The sequence below is a fragment of the uncultured Eubacterium sp. genome (assembly GCF_934295145.1).
GTDB lineage: Bacteria > Bacillota > Clostridia > Lachnospirales > Lachnospiraceae > Eubacterium_I.
This window is the reverse complement of the sequence record NZ_CAKRAS010000001.1, coordinates 58,467-76,831: the sequence shown is the minus strand read 5'-3', so window position 1 is coordinate 76,831 and position 18,365 is coordinate 58,467. Positions and strand designations below refer to the sequence as shown.

13 protein-coding genes are annotated in these 18,365 nt (G+C 42.5%); 1 reads left to right on the top strand and 12 read right to left on the bottom strand.

Features of this window, described 5'->3' with window-relative positions:
• Positions 1 to 90: 90 nt before the first annotated feature.
• The 8 genes from Q0I54_RS00300 to Q0I54_RS00265 all read right to left on the bottom strand — a co-directional run bounded on the left by Q0I54_RS00300 (position 91) and on the right by Q0I54_RS00265 (position 8,878).
• On the bottom strand, positions 91 to 966 hold the full coding sequence (locus Q0I54_RS00300; protein WP_296115506.1) for a hypothetical protein: 876 nt from the start codon (positions 964 to 966) through the stop codon (positions 91 to 93).
• Between the two features lie 178 nt (positions 967 to 1,144).
• The gene (locus Q0I54_RS00295) at positions 1,145 to 2,458 is read right to left on the bottom strand and encodes a hypothetical protein (protein WP_296115505.1); all 1,314 of its coding nucleotides are present in this window, start codon (positions 2,456 to 2,458) and stop codon (positions 1,145 to 1,147) included.
• Complete coding sequence (locus Q0I54_RS00290; RefSeq protein ID WP_296115504.1) at positions 2,455 to 3,078, bottom strand: ATP-binding cassette domain-containing protein; 624 nt, start codon at positions 3,076 to 3,078, stop codon at positions 2,455 to 2,457. Before Q0I54_RS00290 ends, Q0I54_RS00295 begins: the two co-directional genes overlap by 4 nt.
• 127 nt (positions 3,079 to 3,205) lie before the next feature.
• Positions 3,206 to 4,033, bottom strand: a complete 828-nt coding sequence (locus Q0I54_RS00285; protein ID WP_296115502.1) for a hypothetical protein — start codon at positions 4,031 to 4,033, stop codon at positions 3,206 to 3,208.
• Positions 4,034 to 4,246: 213 nt separating this feature from the next.
• Positions 4,247 to 5,725, bottom strand: a complete 1,479-nt coding sequence (locus Q0I54_RS00280) for a PLP-dependent aminotransferase family protein (RefSeq protein WP_296115501.1) — start codon at positions 5,723 to 5,725, stop codon at positions 4,247 to 4,249.
• 6 nt (positions 5,726 to 5,731) lie between these two features.
• Entirely contained in the window at positions 5,732 to 7,402 is a 1,671-nt protein-coding gene (locus Q0I54_RS00275) for a glutamine--tRNA ligase/YqeY domain fusion protein (protein WP_296115499.1), read from the bottom strand.
• A 129-nt stretch (positions 7,403 to 7,531) separates the two neighbouring features.
• Positions 7,532 to 8,344 (bottom strand): hypothetical protein, encoded by an 813-nt coding sequence (locus tag Q0I54_RS00270; RefSeq protein WP_367270760.1) that lies wholly within the window; start codon positions 8,342 to 8,344, stop codon positions 7,532 to 7,534.
• Positions 8,345 to 8,647: 303 nt separating this feature from the next.
• The gene (locus Q0I54_RS00265) at positions 8,648 to 8,878 is read right to left on the bottom strand and encodes a LysM domain-containing protein (protein ID WP_296115496.1); all 231 of its coding nucleotides are present in this window, start codon (positions 8,876 to 8,878) and stop codon (positions 8,648 to 8,650) included.
• A gap of 258 nt (positions 8,879 to 9,136) precedes the next feature.
• Between Q0I54_RS00265 and Q0I54_RS00260 the strand changes: the two genes are divergently transcribed.
• Positions 9,137 to 13,387, top strand: a complete 4,251-nt coding sequence (locus Q0I54_RS00260; protein ID WP_296115495.1) for a 2-hydroxyacyl-CoA dehydratase — start codon at positions 9,137 to 9,139, stop codon at positions 13,385 to 13,387.
• A gap of 398 nt (positions 13,388 to 13,785) precedes the next feature.
• Here Q0I54_RS00260 and Q0I54_RS00255 read toward each other — a convergent pair whose 3' ends face one another.
• From Q0I54_RS00255 to Q0I54_RS00240, 4 genes are all read right to left on the bottom strand, one after another.
• Positions 13,786 to 14,907, bottom strand: coding sequence for an aldo/keto reductase (locus Q0I54_RS00255; RefSeq protein ID WP_296115494.1), 1,122 nt, complete (start codon positions 14,905 to 14,907; stop codon positions 13,786 to 13,788).
• A gap of 125 nt (positions 14,908 to 15,032) precedes the next feature.
• Entirely contained in the window at positions 15,033 to 15,632 is a 600-nt protein-coding gene (locus Q0I54_RS00250; RefSeq protein WP_296115492.1) for a TetR/AcrR family transcriptional regulator, read from the bottom strand.
• A gap of 135 nt (positions 15,633 to 15,767) precedes the next feature.
• Complete coding sequence (locus tag Q0I54_RS00245; RefSeq protein WP_296115490.1) at positions 15,768 to 17,021, bottom strand: HipA domain-containing protein; 1,254 nt, start codon at positions 17,019 to 17,021, stop codon at positions 15,768 to 15,770.
• A 155-nt stretch (positions 17,022 to 17,176) separates the two neighbouring features.
• Positions 17,177 to 18,355 (bottom strand): aldo/keto reductase, encoded by a 1,179-nt coding sequence (locus tag Q0I54_RS00240; RefSeq protein WP_296115487.1) that lies wholly within the window; start codon positions 18,353 to 18,355, stop codon positions 17,177 to 17,179.
• Between the last annotated feature and the right edge of the window lie 10 nt (positions 18,356 to 18,365).

The following is an 18,365-nucleotide window of genomic DNA, read 5'->3' as shown; positions in this document are numbered from 1 at the left end:
GTTCTTGTAATTTATAAAGTTCTCACCATCAAACCAGTATTTTTCCTAAACTAATTCTTTCCCCTGCTTTTATCAGAAAGAGGATTTTCCTTACCTTCCCGCCTGATATTTCTTTTCCGCAAACATACATCCCACGATCAGTCCCACACAGCTTCCTGCCAGATACAGATAGGATCCCCAGATTGGAAACACCTGCGCACTCAGATATTTTTCATAATGAAGCCAGGGAATTGCATTTGCCATCGGAAACAACCACATCCATGTTGCATTTGCTGAGCAGCTTACTGTTCCAAGCACGATCAGTATTCCATCCACCAGAACTCCCACAAACTTTCGGTTACACAATGCCGCAAAGAGTAAAATCATTGCCAGCAGAAAGAAATAGAGAAACAGCATCAATATTGTATGTAGCACTGCGGTAGAAAACATCATCTGCTGATACAGATTTTCCGGAAGTAACTGCAAAATATAATCTCCTGTCCGTTCCGGAAAAGTACTGGAATAATAAGTTACCGCTTCACTGAACCGCATCTGCCAGACACCTTTTCCACTCATCATAATGCAGGAGGATACAAGTAGAAAAACTACCAGAAATACCACCGCTTCCAGTGCAAATAAAATCTGTCCCAAAATCCACGTTTTCTTGGAACAACGCATTTGATACAGAAAATCAATGCCGCCTTTTTGTGGAAAATCAGATAACATCACCAAAAAGAGCGCCGGCAAAATCAACACGATTGCTCCGGAATTCCCCAATGCCACAAATGCTTCCAATATCGTTACCGGCTCCCCCATACGAACCGCACAATCCTGTAACGTCACAATAATCTGCATATGTATAAACACCAGCATCACGCCAAGAATGATCAGACGGCTGCTGCGCATCCAGCGCTGAAATTCTACCCTGCTGATGTGAAATATTGCGTTTATATTTCCCGCGTTTTTTCCTGCTTCACCATTTTTCACCTCAATCCCCCCCTGTCTCATTCTTCCTACTACAATGTATTTATGATTAATATCCCTTACACCCCGTAAGAAATTATCCATCTTGCTGCTATATTATTGATAAAACTTTATTTTTCAAACAGTCCAATAGATTTTTTCTATTTACGGCTTTTATTTTTATCATAATCTAGTCCGTTATTTACGCATTATCGAACGTATAATATACTGCCCCTGAAATCATATCGACATAGACATTCAACACCTGATTTTTTACGGTATTTATCCCGCTGAATTTCCAGAACGGATAATAAACTGCCGTCTTTTCATCAAGTCTCCTATAACTTGCATAACCAATTTTTACTTCCTGCACCTCCAGTTTCAAAAAGGATGCCAGTTTTTTGCTTGCAATATCCAGCGCCTGTTCCACTCCAACCATCTGTGTATCCTGATACAACGTGTGAACCACGTCAGACTCTGACGGTCCTTTATTAAATGTAGATACGCCTGTATCATCAACTACGTTGACATATTTCATCGACTCCATAATTTCATAGCCTTCATAAGAATTTGCAAAATCGGTATCCTGCAGATACAGGTAAGGCATATTTTCATACCATTTTCTAACATTAAAAGTATACATGCAGGTATCCGCATCCAACCGATATATACTTACGTCTGGAATATCAATTTTTACTCCTTCTGCCATCGGAAATGGTGTTCCTTTTTCAAAATATTCTTTTACCTGCTTGGCACTTTCCCCAACCTTATAGTCTCCGGAAATGAGAGGATACACTTCTTCTTTTAACTCCTCCAGGCTTCCTGACCGAAGCAGTTTAAGATCATCTTTTATATAGATATCGTTGATTGGTTTCGGGTTTTCTCCCAGATACGCACTGATTTTTCCATCACTCATCATAAAAAAACCCTCTGCATCAACTGTAGCGTAGCACTGATTCGTATCCAGAAGTAAACCTGCATCTTCCAACGTTTCAATATCAGTATCTGACAAAAGAGGATAACATTCTGGATACTCTTTGCTTTCATCTTTTTCATCTCCCTCGACACGTACTTCTTTTTCCAGATCAATATCATCCTGTTTTCCGATACTTACCAGCCAGTTTTCTAATGTCTCAACCCCTTCCTGCACAGACATTCCATGTGCTGTCGTGTAAAATACAGATAATCTCGAAAGTTCTTCCGGAAACGGATCAAACGTACAATCCTCTGTAAAATAAATGTTCGGATAAGACAAGTTCTGAATCTCCTGTATTTCCTGCTCATAGTGATTTGGATATTCTGTTATATCAATTCTGTTGTCTACGATTTTTTCCAGGTACTTTTCCTCAGAAAAATTTATTTTTTTCGTCTCTGCCTCTGCGCTCTGTGACTGCTGGTTCTTGTCTTCCTGCTGACTTTTCGTATTTCCACATCCACTTAATACAAATAATAAAAGAAGTAATCCTACCGTCAGTCCGCCTAATAATGTCTGTTTGATCGTACCTTTTTCTGTCATAGTAATTCCCCCCGTTCCATCTCATGCACTTCATCACAAAGCACACGAATATCTTCTGCATTGTGACTGGCAATGACAATGATCTTGCGCTCATCTTTCATGGATAGAAGCAGCTTTCGAATTTCTTCCACCCCGTTTTTATCCAGTCCATTCATCGGCTCGTCCAGAATCAATACCGACGGATTTTCCATGATCGCCTGCGCCAGTCCCAGCCTCTGCCGCATTCCCAAACTGTATTTTTTTACCGGAAGTTTCAGATCCGGATCCAGACCGACCGTGAGAATTGCTTCCCGGATTTCCTTTGCAGAAATCTTATTTTTGATTCCGGCAAGTACCTTCAGATTCTGAAATCCGCTGTAATAGGGGATAAATCCAGGCGTTTCAATGATCACACCCGCATCCGGCAAATAATCCACATCTCGCCCGATCACTTTTCCATTAGATTCCACGGTTCCTTCCGTTGGTCTGATAAAACCACACATGCATTTCATCAGCATTGTTTTTCCACTGCCGTTATTTCCTACCAGACCGTAAATGTTGCCTTCTTTTAAGGTCAGTGAAACGTTGTTTAAAATCTGTCTTTTATTCAAAGTCAGAGAAATATTTTTAACCTCGATCATCGTTTTTGCTCCTCCCCAAATCATTTTATTATTTTGCGTTTACTAATTCCTGTTCATCCTCGCTTGAAACTATTTATACCCAAAATAAATTCACCTCAAATCACATTGTATTTTTACAAATATACCATCACTGAACTGTGCTTAACTTCATACTGAGATAAAACACACCGATCAATAATATATAAATTACCAACATCACCACAAATGGAATCAGCCAGGTTACACTTCCCGATATATTCATAATCGACTCCGGTCTCATAGCATCGATCCATGTAGCTTTTTCATATTTTTCCGCCAGCACACAATCTGTCGACATTTTTCCAAGCACCTGCTGATAAATATAATTGATCATAAACGGCAGACAGATCAGCATATACTTGTCCCGGAATACAATTGCCACACCAATTCCAAACAGGCTGCCCGTTATTCCATAAAGGAATGCACCGATCAAGCGTTTCACAACTTCCGCCACAAGTGAACTTCCCATCAGATACATTTCCTGTTCTTCCACTGGCAGTGTACTTAACGCCGGGAAACGAATCACCATAAGTAACCCGAACACCGCATAACCGATCAGGAAAATAATTCCACCTGCCAACGCTCCACCGCAAACCTTGGAAATGCAATATCGCAATTTTCCGGATCGCATCAGTGCAAATCGGATCTGACCATTCTGCCTCTCCCCGGACAATGAGATCATATATCCCACTGTCAGAAGCATTGGTGCAAATACAAGCAGCCAGCCTCCGATACCTGCCCGCCACAATTCAAATGCAGTATGCGGAGTGTTAGTAACTTCTGGCCTTATCATCAGTGAAAAAATAGATATCTGACTGCCGCCAGCGTTCATGTCTCCCGTTGCAGTCAGGCACAAAGCAATGATTCCTACCACCCCTAACAGTAAGTATGGCAGATGCAAAATTTTCTGTACTTCTATCCGTATGTTTCGCATCATAACGTCTCACCCCCAAATTTGCCGACAAAATTTGTTTCATACCTTCCTTTCTTGTTTTCATTATATAAAATCAATTTGTATTCTTTATGTACTATGAGCAGTTTTTTAATTTTCTCAATTTAAGCGCAAAAAAAACAGCTCCTATATCATTCCACATAAGAACTGCTTTTCCTTTACTTATTCATTTTTTACTCCAACTCACAGTCAGTATTTTCACAAAGTCTGACATACCATTTCCGCTAAAATTGCATCGATCATATGTAATCCATCCGCAATCTGTTCCTCTGTCAGTCCACCATACCCCAGAAGCAAAATCGGATATTCGCGCTTTGGATTCTGACTGATATAATACTCTGACAGTCCATACACACGAATCTGCTGTTTTGCGCATGCTTCGATCACTTGCTGTTCGGAAAGTTTTGTATCTACCTCTACCAGAAGATGCAGGCCGGAGTTTTCTCCCATAATATCCCGCACCCAGGAATATTTTTTCAATTCTGCAAGCATAAAGTCATGCTTACTCTTATAAATTGCCCGCATACGATTCAGATTTTTTTCAAAATATCCTTCTTTCATAAACTGGCAAATGGCCTGCTGCATCAGATTTGGCACAGTGCATGCATAAAATCCGCAACACACCCGATAACGTTCCAGCAATTGTTCCGGAAGCACCATGTAGCTGACACGGATTGACGAAGCAATGCTTTTCGAAAACGTACCAAGGTAAATCACACGGCCGGAACGGTCAATTCCCTGCAAAGCCGGAATCGGTTTTCCCTTATATCGAAACTCACTGTCGTAATCATCTTCGATAATATAGCGTTCCGGTTCTTCCACCGCCCAGTTTAACAGCTCCAGTCTGCGTTTCATCGGCATAACAATTCCCAATGGGAACTGATGGGATGGCATTACATAAGCGATGCTGGCCTTTGTTTTTCTTAAAAGATCCACACGCATTCCTGACTCATCCAATGCCACTTCCCGCACAGAAAGCCCTGCATTTTTAAAGGTGCGGTAAGCACGCAGATAAGTCGGCGACTCCATGGCCACACAATGCGACACTCCCAGCATCTGGATCAACATCAGCTGCAAATATTCATTTCCGGCACCGATAATGATCTGCTCCGGGGTACACCGTACATTTCGTGCATGATACAGATAGTCACAGATTGTTTCTTTCAGATTATTTTCTCCAAAAGCACTTCCACTGCTCATAATCTGTTCCCCCTGATCCAACAACAGATTTTTCATGATTTTACTAAGACCGCTATATGGAAAGTTTTCCATGGAAAGTTCATTTAACGAAAAATCAATCTGATAAGAAGTCTTTTCCGCTTTCCGCAGGACATCACTTTTTTTCCAATCCGAATGAACAGTCTCTGCTTCTTCCATTGCAAATGTCTTTGCATCACCAGTTCGAATATCCGTCAGATCATACAGTTCCCGTACATCGCAGGCAAAATAACCGCGATATGGTTCTGCATGTATATAGCCCTCAGAAACCAGCTGATCATAGGCAAGCTCCACTGTACTGCGGCTCACCTGCAGATAATCCGCCTCAAACCGGGTAGAAGGCAGTTTTTCCCCCTGTAAAATACGGCCCTGCAAGATTGCTTCCCGCAGGGCTTCGTAAATTTGTTCATATAAAGGTTGTTTTTTTTCTGTATCAAGCGTGATCGCTAATTCTTTCATTTTCTCCTAAGCCTGTGTCGGCAGTTTGTATGAGCTCTTTAAGGATACGATACGGTTGAATACCGGATGCTCCGGTGTGGAATCTTTTGCATCTACGCAGAAGAAACCATTTCTTACAAACTGGAAGCTGTCATATTTTTCTGCTTTCAGTAAGGATGGCTCCACATAGCAGTTTTCCAGTACAGTAAGAGAATTCGGGTTCAGGTTCAGACTTCCGTCCTCATTGTATACACCTTTCTCCTCGTCGATGATATTCTCATACAGACGAACCTGTGCTTTTACTGCATCTGCTGCGGATACCCAGTGGATCGTTCCACGTACTTTTCTTCCATCCGGGCTATTTCCTCCGCGGCTCTCCGGATCATAAGTACAATGTACTACGGTCACTTTTCCATCTTCGTCTTTCTCAAATCCGGTACAGGTTACAAAATATGCGTTCATCAGACGTACTTCATTGCCTGGGAACAGACGACGGTATTTTTTCGGAGGCTCTTCCATGAAATCCTCACGCTCGATATAAACCTCACGTCCAAACGGAACCACACGTTTGCCAAGTTCCGGGTTTTCCATGTTGTTGTCTACTTCCAGTTCCTCGGTCTCTCCTTCCGGATAGTTATCAATCACCAGTTTGATTGGATCCAGTACTGCCATGGCACGGGATGCTTTTAATTTCAGATCTTCACGGATACAATACTCAAGCATTGCATAATCCACGGAACTGTTGCTCTTGGAAATACCACACAGCTCTACGAATTTTTTGATGGAGGACGGTGTAAAGCCTCTTCTTCTCAGTGCTGCAATAGAAACCAGACGCGGATCATCCCATCCGTCTACAATGCCGTCTTCTACCAATTTCTTGATGTAACGTTTTCCGGTTACCACATTAGTCAGATACAGTTTTGCAAACTCGATCTGTTTTGGTGGATGCGGATACTCAAGTTCTCTTACTACCCAGTCATACAGAGGACGGTGATCCTCAAATTCCAGCGTACAGATAGAATGAGTAACACCTTCGATCGCATCTTCGATCGGATGCGCAAAATCATACATCGGGTAGATGCACCATTTATCGCCGGTACGATGATGTGTCATATGAGCCACACGATAGATGACCGGGTCACGCATGTTGATGTTCGGGGAAGCCATGTCGATTTTTGCACGCAGAACTTTCTCGCCATCCTGATACATGCCATTTTTCATATTTTCAAATAATTCCAGGTTTTCTTCTACGCTTCTGTCACGATATGGGCTGTTTTTCCCCGGCTCTGTCAGTGTTCCGCGGTATTCACGGATTTCCTCTGCAGACAGATCGCAGACGAAAGCTTTTCCTTTTTTGATGAGTTTTACAGCCGCTTCATACATCTGTTCAAAATAATCGGATGCGAAGAACAGTCTGTCCTCCCAGTCTGCACCAAGCCACTCAATATCTGCCTTGATAGACTCAACAAATTCAACTTTTTCTTTTGTCGGATTGGTATCATCAAAACGCATGTTGAATTTTCCATGATATTCCTGAGCAAGTCCATAATTTAAAAGAATGGATTTTGCATGTCCAATGTGAAGATATCCGTTCGGTTCCGGTGGAAAACGGGTACATACAGTCTCACATCTGCCCTCCTCTATATCCTTGTCAATAATCTGCTCAATAAAATTTCTGGAAATTGTTTCATTTTCCATAATCAAACCTCTCTCTCCTGTATTTTAAGTAAGGATCTTGCTGTTATAGTTCCCATAAAAGTGCCATTAAAGCTAAAATATGATCACATTCAACATTTTAACCTTTAACTTTAATTAACAGAAATCCTGTTATTTTACATGTTCATGGGTAAACAGATGATCCTGACAATATTCATAATTTCCATTGCATTTGGAACAGAAACGGAACTCCAGATTCGGATCATCCAGTTCTGTCCGTCCACAAATCGCACATTTGTGGCGTGTGACACCTTTCGGTTGCTGCACCTGACGGTGATACGTTCGTTTCCTGTGGATTTCCTTTGGTGAAACACTGCGGTAATTGCGTGTCATAAAGAAGAAAATCAGGAAATTCAGGACAGAGGCAATAATGGCCACTCTGCCTCCCCAGCTGGAGATGATCATTTCATAAATAATCAGTGCCGCATAAATGCCTGCCATCCACTTCATTTTAATCGGAATGATAAAATAAAGCATGATCCGCATGTCCGGGTAACACATCGCAAATGCGAGGAAAATTGTCATGTTAATGTAATAGGTGCTGAAGCTGGATCCCATGGAAATCGGTGTATTCACGCCGTAGATCACAAACAGGAACAATGCGCCAATCACGGTAAAAATCATACCGCCGAAAATATATAAATTAAATCGGAAAGCTCCCCAGGTACGCTCCAGTGCGGTACCAAGCTGATAATACAGTATAATCATAATAATGGCAAAAATAAAGTTGCCGGTTGGTGGTGGAATCAGTACCCATGACACCAGTCTCCAGACCTGTCCATAATGGAAGATCAAAAACGGCTCCAATGTCAGGAAGCTGTATGCCTGCGGGGCCAGAAATTCAATCAGATATCCTGCCACATAGAAAAGAATGATGTATTTCATCAGTCCCTGAATGGCAAATCTGCCAAACTTGCGTTCCATTTTATTCAAAAAATGCATTCTGTTTCCTACTTTCGTTTTATTTTTAGCACTTTTCCCGCTGATTCATTTGCCTTTCGCAAGCGTTCCATACAAATATTTGCGAGAAAAAGATGGCTATCTTATGATTATATAGAGCGGCTATCACTTTGTCAACTTGGCAAACTTTGAAATTTTGGTGTCCGATCCACTTGCCACAGCCATTTTCGTCATCCCATTGTTTCTTCTTGAAACATACAGACAATACAGATATCGTCACACTCTGACCGGTAAATCGAACACCTTGCTACCATGCATATCTACTACTTATGATTCAGCCTGCATGATCTTTTTTCCAACCGGAATGCACAATTCGTCTCCGATCTGCAGATTATATACGTTCACATACGGGTTTGCCAGTAATATATCTGTCACACTCACATGATGATACTGCGAAATTTTATATAAAGTATCCCCCTCTTTTACCACATGAATCAGCCCCGGACAGCTGTGCATCATACGAGATTCTCCACATTCGGATTCAAAATAAGGATTCATAACGATTTCCTTTTTCTTTTAGGATATGCGTTTTTCTTAAAATCGCAACGCTTATTTTATTGGTTTCGGACTTTAAATAGGAATCCTTCTCCATTTGTTAAAATATTATAAAAAGATTGTATTTTGCTATTTCCTGTCGTATAATGAATTTCGCTTGTAATTAGGCAGGCGTTATACATATAATATGAAACTTCTGAAATCCGTTTTTACTGAAAATCAACGATTTCAGACAATCAATCAACATATATAGGTGGTAAAATGGATAATTTTAAATTACACAAACTTGGAATTGATATCGGATCAACTACGGTAAAGATTGCAATTTTGGATGATCAGAATACGTTAGTTTTTTCCGATTATGAGCGTCATTTCGCAAATATCCGCGAAACGCTTACTGATCTGCTTCATAAAGCATATGAAAAACTTGGACAGATCCAGCTTAGTCCTATGATTACCGGTTCCGGTGGTCTGACACTGGCAAAACACCTCGGTGTACCTTTCGTACAGGAGGTCATCGCTGTATCTACCGCTCTGCAGGACGCAGCTCCACAGACAGACGTAGCTATCGAGCTTGGTGGTGAGGATGCCAAAATCATTTATTTTGAAGGCGGCAATGTCGAGCAGCGAATGAACGGTATCTGTGCCGGTGGTACCGGTTCCTTTATTGACCAGATGGCTTCCCTGATCCAGACAGATGCCAGCGGTCTGAACGAATATGCGAAAAATTATAAAGCAATCTACCCGATTGCTGCCCGCTGCGGTGTATTTGCAAAAACAGATATCCAGCCGTTGATCAACGAAGGTGCAACCCGTGAAGACCTGTCTGCTTCTATTTTCCAGGCAGTTGTAAACCAGACCATCAGTGGTCTTGCCTGTGGTAAACCGATCCGTGGTCATGTAGCTTTCCTTGGCGGTCCACTTCATTTCTTATCCGAACTGAAAGAAGCATTTATCCGCACATTGAAACTGGATGAGGAGCATACCATTGTTCCGGAAAACTCCCACCTTTTTGCAGCTATCGGTTCTGCTTTAAATTACAAGGAAGAAAACCAGGTATCTTTAGAAGATCTTCTTGGCAAATTAAAGGGTGAGATCCACATGGAATTTGAAGTAGAACGTATGGATCCGCTGTTTGCAGATCAGGCCGCTTACGATGAATTTACTGCTCGCCACAATGGCGCATGTGTAAAAAAAGGTGATATTTCTACATACAGTGGCAACTGCTACCTCGGTATCGATGCCGGTTCCACTACAACAAAAGTCGCTCTGGTTGCAGAAGATGGTACGTTACTCTACTCCTTCTACAGCAGCAACAACGGAAGTCCACTGGCTACTTCCATTATTGCCATCAAAGAGATCTACGAACAGCTTCCGGCCGATGCTCACATCGTATCTTCCTGCTCTACCGGTTATGGCGAGGCTCTGGTAAAAGCAGCCCTGATGCTGGATGAAGGTGAAGTAGAGACTGTTGCGCACTACACCGCTGCAGCCTTCTTTGACCCGAAAGTTGACTGTATCCTTGACATCGGTGGTCAGGATATGAAATGTATCAAAATTAAAAATAACACCGTTGACAGCGTTCAATTAAATGAAGCATGTTCCTCCGGATGTGGTTCCTTTATTGAGACTTTTGCAAAATCTCTGAACTATTCTGTACAGGATTTCGCAAAAGAAGCATTATTTGCAAAAAATCCGATCGACCTTGGAACACGTTGTACCGTATTTATGAACTCCAAAGTAAAACAGGCGCAGAAAGAAGGCGCATCTGTTGCTGATATTTCCGCAGGTCTGGCTTACTCTGTTATCAAAAATGCATTATTTAAAGTAATCAAGCTGTCCGATCCGACAGAACTTGGTCAGAACATTGTTGTTCAGGGTGGTACGTTCTACAACGATGCTGTCCTGCGAAGCTTTGAGACCATTTCCGGATGCAAAGCAATCCGTCCGGACATCGCCGGTATTATGGGTGCTTTCGGTGCTGCACTGATTGCCCGTGACCGTTATGAAGGCAAAGAGACAACTATGCTCTCCATCGAGCAGATCAACGATCTGAAATTTGAGACAAAACTGGCCCGCTGTGGTGGATGTACCAATAACTGCCTGCTGACCATCAATAAATTCTCCGGAAACCGTCAGTACATTACCGGAAACAGATGTGAGAAAGGTATTGGCAAAGAGAAAAATAAAGAACAGATTCCAAACCTGTTTGAATATAAGCTGCATCGTATCTTTGACTATGAACCTCTGAGTGAGGAAGAAGCAACCCGCGGAACGCTCGGTATGCCAAGAGTCCTGAACATTTACGAAAACTATCCGTTCTGGGCAACATTTTTCAAGGCACTGAAATTCCGTCTCGTACTTTCTCCGGCTTCCACCAGAAAGATTTACGAGCTTGGTATCGAATCCATCCCGAGTGAGTCTGAGTGTTATCCGGCAAAACTTGCGCACGGACATATTACATGGCTGATCAAAGAAGGCATCAACTCCATCTTTTACCCATGTATTCCGTATGAACGTAAAGAGTTCCCGGATGCAGGCAATAACTACAACTGCCCGATTGTTACTTCTTATGCAGAAAATATCAAAAACAACGTAGATGACATTACATCCGGAAAAGTAAAATTCTACAACCCATTTATGTCCTTCGCAGATGAAGAAACTTTAACAAAGCGTCTCGAAGAAGTCATGAAAGAAGATTTTGATATTCCGGCTTCTGAAGTAAAAGCTGCCGTACACGCTGCATGGCAGGAACTTGCCAATGCCCGCAATGATATGCGCAAAAAAGGCGAAGAAACAATTCAGTGGTTAAAAGATAACAACCGCCGTGGTATCGTCCTTGCCGGCCGTCCATATCATATTGACCCGGAGATCAACCACGGTATTCCGGAACTGATCACATCCTATGGATTTGCAGTTCTGACCGAGGATTCCATCTCTCATCTGCATCAGGTAGAGCGCCCGCTGATCGTACTTGACCAATGGATGTACCACTCCAGACTGTATGCAGCTGCAAACTATGTAAAGACAACTGACTTTTTGGATATGATTCAGCTGAACTCCTTTGGCTGTGGACTGGATGCTGTTACCACCGATCAGGTCAGCGATATTCTGACTCATTCCGGCAAAATTTACACCTGCCTGAAGATCGATGAGGTAAATAACCTTGGTGCTGCTCGTATCCGTATCCGTTCTCTCATCGCTGCCATCCGCACCAGAGAGAAAAATCCGAAAGAGCGTAAGATTGTTCCATCCAGCTATCAGCGTGCCGTCTTTACAGAGGAAATGAGAAAGACGTATACGATCCTGGCTCCGCAGATGGCCCCGATCCATTTTGAGCTGTTAGAGCCTGCATTTAAGGCTTCCGGCTATAATCTGGTCGTTCTCGGAAATGACAACAAAGCTGCTGTCGATGCAGGATTAAAATATGTAAACAACGACGCCTGCTATCCGTCCCTGATCACCGTTGGTATGTTCATGGATGCGGTAACTTCCGGCAAATATGATGTAGACCATCTGGCCATCATCATGTCACAGACCGGTGGTGGCTGCCGTGCATCCAACTATGTCGGATTCATCCGTCGTGCACTGGAAAAAGCAGGATATCCGCAGATTCCGGTTATTTCACTGAACTTAAGCAGTCTGGAATCCAACCCAGGATTCAAACTGAATGCTTCTCTGATCCAGAAAGGTATGTATTGTCTCGTATTCGGTGATATCCTGATGCGCTGTATTTACGCTACCAGACCGTATGAAGCAGTTCCGGGTTCCACAAATGAACTGCACAAGAAATGGGTACAGAAAATTACAGACTTTGTATCTACTGATAAGCTCGTCAGTCATAAAAAGTATAAACAGTACTGTCGTGAGATGGTGCATGATTTTGATGTACTTCCAAGACTTGATATTCAGAAACCGAAGGTAGGTATCGTAGGAGAGATTCTGGTTAAATTCATGCCGATGGCAAATAACTACCTTGCTGATCTGCTGGAGTCCGAAGGTGCTGAGGCAGTCATCCCGGATCTGCTGGACTTCTTCCTCTACTGCTTCTACAATAACAACTTCAAGACAGACGTCCTTGGATTTAAGAAATCCACTAAGACAAAATCAAATCTTGGTATCTGGGCGATTGAAAAACTGCGTGGAGTTGCGCATAAAGCACTGGAAGAAAGTAAGCATTTCACACCGCCGGCAAATATTTACGAAACTGCAAAAAATGCAGAATCCATCGTATCTCACGGTAACCAGACCGGTGAGGGATGGTTCCTGACCGGTGAGATGGTGGAGCTGATCAACTCTGGTGTCAACAACATTGTATGCTGTCAGCCGTTTGCCTGCCTGCCGAACCATATCGTAGGTAAGGGTGTTATCAAAGAGCTGCGACATCAGTATCCGATGTCCAATATCGTGGCTATCGACTTTGATCCGGGTGCCAGTGAGGTAAATCAGTTGAACCGTATTAAACTGATGCTGTCTACGGCACAGAAAAACTTGAAAAAATTGAACGCTTAGAAAAATTTCTTTTGTGGCTAAAATTTAATATTTGAAATGAAATCGAGAAATCCTTCTACGACCGCTAGCCGTTCGCTCCCCTCATTTCACTGCGGTTTCATCGCGCTCACTCCCACCTTCGATAAAAGCTGGTCGGTTCCCGTTCGCGCAAAACCTTGTGAAACTCAGTCGCTTACTGAATCGCTTGTCGCAGAAGGATTTCTCGATTTCTATTTACACAGTGATATAGCCCCTTACTGCCTACCGCTTAGTGCTCTACACACTTGAAACGGGAGAATGCTTATTCTGCGTTCAAGTACGTAAATGGCGCGCCTGGTGATTTTTTCTTGGCATGCGATTATTAGCAGACAAGACAAAATCACCGGGTGCGCCTTCATAAAATTATATTTATTATTTAATTATTTCAGCAGATTTTCGCTTACGCGCTCCAGTTCTGCACGAATCTGAATATGCTGTGGACATGCTTCCTCGCATTTTCCACATTTTACGCACTCGTTTGCACGTTTCAGTCCGTGACCACCTACCAGCCAGTTTTCCTGATGTAACGCCATGTCTTTATCGCCGTACAATGTCAGATAATTCATTGCCGTGAAGGAACCGGAAATACCAATCTGCATCGGACAGACTTTTGCACAGTAGTTACAGGTTGTACACGGAATCAGCGGAATCTTGTTCAGTTCTTCCTGTGCCTGTTTTAACGTCTGCATCTGTGCATCATTCAGTCCTTTAAAATCTTTCATGTAGGACAGGTTATCTTGCATCTGCTCTACGTTGCTCATACCGGATAATACGGTGATTACGCCTTCCAGGTTTGCTGCAAAACGAACAGCCCAGGATGCAACGGATGACTCCGGCTCTGCATCTTTTAATACTTTTACTACGGATTCCGGCGGAGTTGCCAGCATGCCGCCTTTTACAGGCTCCATGATGATGACCGGTTTGCCATATTTTCTTGCTACTTCATTGCAGCCTCTTGACTGAATGGCCGGGTTCTCCCAGTCTGCATAATTAATCTGAAGCTGTACAAATTCCATTTCAGGATGTTCTTTTAAAATTGCTTCCAGTTCTTCCGGTGTGGAATGGAAGGAAAATCCTACGTGTTTGATCAGGCCTGCTGCCTTTTTCTCTGCTACCCAGTTCCACATATCAAATTTGTCAAAATATTCGGTTCTTGCCTCACCCAGATTGTGCAGCAGATAAAAATCAAAATAGCCTGCACCAGTCTGTTTTAAAGAGGTGTCAAACTGTGCATATGCTTCTTCTTTTGTCTTGCAGTTGATCCATGCCGCATTTTTTGTCGCAAGCTGGTAGCTTTCACGCGGATAGCGCTCTACCAAAGCCTGACGAATTGCATCCTCGGAACCAGCATACGCCCATGCGGTATCAAAATAAGTAAATCCTGCATCCATAAACAGGTCTACCATCTCTTTGGTCTGCTCCACATCAATGACACCGTCGGTCTGTGGCAGACGCATCAGGCCAAATCCAAGTTTTCGAATGTCTTCACCTAAATAACTCATGTTCTCGTTTCCTCCTACAATCCTTCTTTTATACACAAAGCTTCTCTTTCATCTATAACAAACATATCTGCCTAGCTATAAATCATACAGCAAACACCATTTTTTGCATGAACTTCAAACATCATTTATATCAGATATGGTTGTAACAATTTTATCAGATAATTTTTGCAGTATTCCTGGGTGCGTTCCCGAAAACTGTACGCACCGTCGCTCATACACCAGCAAAGCATTTCACCATACAGAGCATCCACCAGCATTTTAGAAAAATCTTCCACCGAAAAATCTTTTTTCAGCAATCCATGTTCTATGCCATAGAGAAATAATTCCTGCATGTCTTTCAGATCCGCATGCAGCTTATTTTTGTCAAAAGAATCGGTCACCAGATTGGGATTTACCACATTTTTCACCCATTCCTGCGCCATCTGCACGCTTCCCTGCTCGATATAACCGGAAAAATTCACCATGTAAAATTCCAGTTTTTCCAGAAATGTACCCTCCAATGACTTTGCCTGTTCCAAAATTTCCCCGAACATGCCTCGACTAAGCGCTAATACAACATCTTCTTTTTTCTTAAAATACGTATAAAAAGTACCCTTGGAAACACCGGCAGTTTCTGTGATCTGTTCCACCGAAGTGTCAGTTAATCCTTTTTCACAGATTAGTTTTTGCGCTGCCTTCATCAGTTTTTGTTTTGTTTCCAAAGCTGCCAGTTGGCGGTTGTTCATAGTGATTTCCTCGCTTGTGATTGCTTTACTGTACTTATTATATCGTTTCATTGACTGGCAGTCAATGAATTTCAAAACAGAATACAAAAAAATATCCGCATCTTTTGACACGGACATTTTCTATATGACATTATGTTATGCTTTTTTATTCTTTCCTGTATAATCTTCTGCTATATTCTTTTCCACATCATCCTGTGTAGAATTCTGTGTATTTATATTTACTGTTTTTCCGGAAACATCAGCAGCCACTTCCTTCAGTTTTTGAATACGATTCTCCACCGAATCAGCAATCGCCATTATACGTCGTTCATCCATAAATTCCTGCGCCTGTTCATCTGATAAAACTTCACATATCATTTCTTTCACATCCATCAGGTTTTCAAATGGGATCCAATCATATGAGGTTACCAGCTTTAGCTGTTCCTCATGATGTCGTTTAAACGGTTTGCAGACAATACCGCGCTCTGCACGGATTTCTCCTGCCATCTTGTCATATCCAAGAGAAGAACCACTGTCAAAAATCGGTGCGCTGCCAATCCACTCCAACGTTTTTGCATTTCGAATCAGCCCAAAATTATTCAAATGACGGTCTTCATTTGCAATCAGATAATCGACAACAATCATGTGATCCAAATCAGATACCACATCAATCCCTGTACCTTCACAGCAATTTACAAAATGCTGATACACCGATGTACTGTTGTCTTTTTTCTGTGTCTGCATCAGACGCCATGCACTGACAAGCTCTGTATCTTTTGTGATAAACTCCTCGCAGATACTATACGGAACACCTTCACTCCAGATTACCTCGTATGGAATATGATTTACCCCAAGTCTCTGCATCACTTCAGACGCAATCACCTCATTAAATGGCTGCTGTCGGAACGGATTGCTTCCGCCTTTTATCAGGCAGCGCTTTCCATTGATAATCTTCCAACGCTTTTTTAAGCAGCCATCGGATGTATTATCTGGAGAACTGAAATCAAAATCCGGTTCCTTTTTCGGACTTCCAAACAATACATCACCCATATCATCCGAAAAATCATTGTCAAAAAAGTTTACCTGTTCCCATGTCAGCATTGTATTTTCCGGTTTTATCCAATACTGATCAGACAAACTCAATCCAAAACACCGCACCAGAAGCATTTTGGTATCTGCAAGCTCCAATGTTTCCAACGCTTCCCTGACACCTGATCGACTCGCCGGAATCGAACGGTCTGCCCACCAATGGTTAAATGCCGCTCGATCCACTACACCTTTTTTCACAGAAACTCCCACTGGTAAATGCTCCGGTTGATATACCTTATTTATTTTTCTGATAAATCCGCTGGCATCATCTAATTCCAGTTCTGCCACTGGCAGATTCTGATGCATAAATGTACAATTCATCTGCAAATACTCCATCTTCTTGTCCACTACTTATATAGACAAACAGTATCTTTCATTTGATGTTGTTATAGTATCATTCAAAATTAGGTGCGTCAATCTGTCACTGCAGAATAACTGCCCGTATCTTCTGATATGGACAATTTTTTCTTGTTTAATTACCACAACTTCAACAGCCGTATTGCCTTCCCCGCCAGCTTATACGTCACATTTTCCAGTTCTTTTGACGCATTTTTCAACTCTTTGCGGATAGGAATCCCCTGCGGGCAGTGCTGCTCACATTTGCCACAACCAATACACTGGGAAGCGCTGGTCGGCGTCTGCCGAAAAATTGTACACTGCATATATCCCTTTCGGGCCGTCTTTTTATTTTCACTGTAGATCAGATTATAAAAACTGAACGTGCCCGGGATATCCACATTTTTCGGACATGGCATACAATAACCGCAGCCGGTACAGCCTACTTTCATGCTATGATTAATCGCATCCTTTAATTCATTGACAAACGCTGTCTCTTCCTCTGTAAAGGCTCCCGCTTTCGTCTCCGATGCGATCCGGCAATTTTCCCGCACCATCTCAATGGAATTCATGCCGGATAGCACCGTTGTGACTTCCGGCTGATTCCAGAGCCAGCGAAATGCCCATTCTGCTGCACTGCGTCCGGATGGATGCGCTGCTACCTTCTGTTTTGCTTCTTCTGGCAGCAAATTCACCAGCTTGCCGCCCCGCAGCGGTTCCATAATCATCACCGGAAGCCCCTTTGCCGTGGCATACTGTAATCCTTTTCGTCCCGCCTGACTGTTTTCATCCAGATAATTGTATTGGATCATACAAAAATCCCAGTCGTAGGCATCCACCAGTTCACAGAAATCTTTGGTATTTCCATGATAGGAAAAACCAATTCGGTGAATTTCCCCGGAAGCTTTTTTCTTTGCGATCCAGTCCTCAATGCCAAGGCCTTTTAATTTTTCCCATGTTTCCAGATTGGTCAACATGTGCATCAGGTAAAAATCAATGTAATTCGTCCGTAATCTGCGCAGCTGCTCCTGAAACGTCTTTTCCAGACCTGCTGCGGACTTGATCAGATAATGCGGCAGTTTATCTGCAATGTAAATCTGTTCCCTGCAGTGATTTTTTTCAAAAATCTTTCCCATGGCTTCTTCGCTGCCACTGTAAATGTAAGCAGTATCAAAATAGTTGACCCCGAGCTTCATGGCCTCCAGAATCTCAGCTTCTGCCTTTTCCAGATTGATCTTTCCGTTTTCTTTTGTAAAACGCATGCATCCAAAGGCAAGCATGGAAACTGGATTTTTTTCTTTGTCATATCGATATTGCATATTCGTGCTC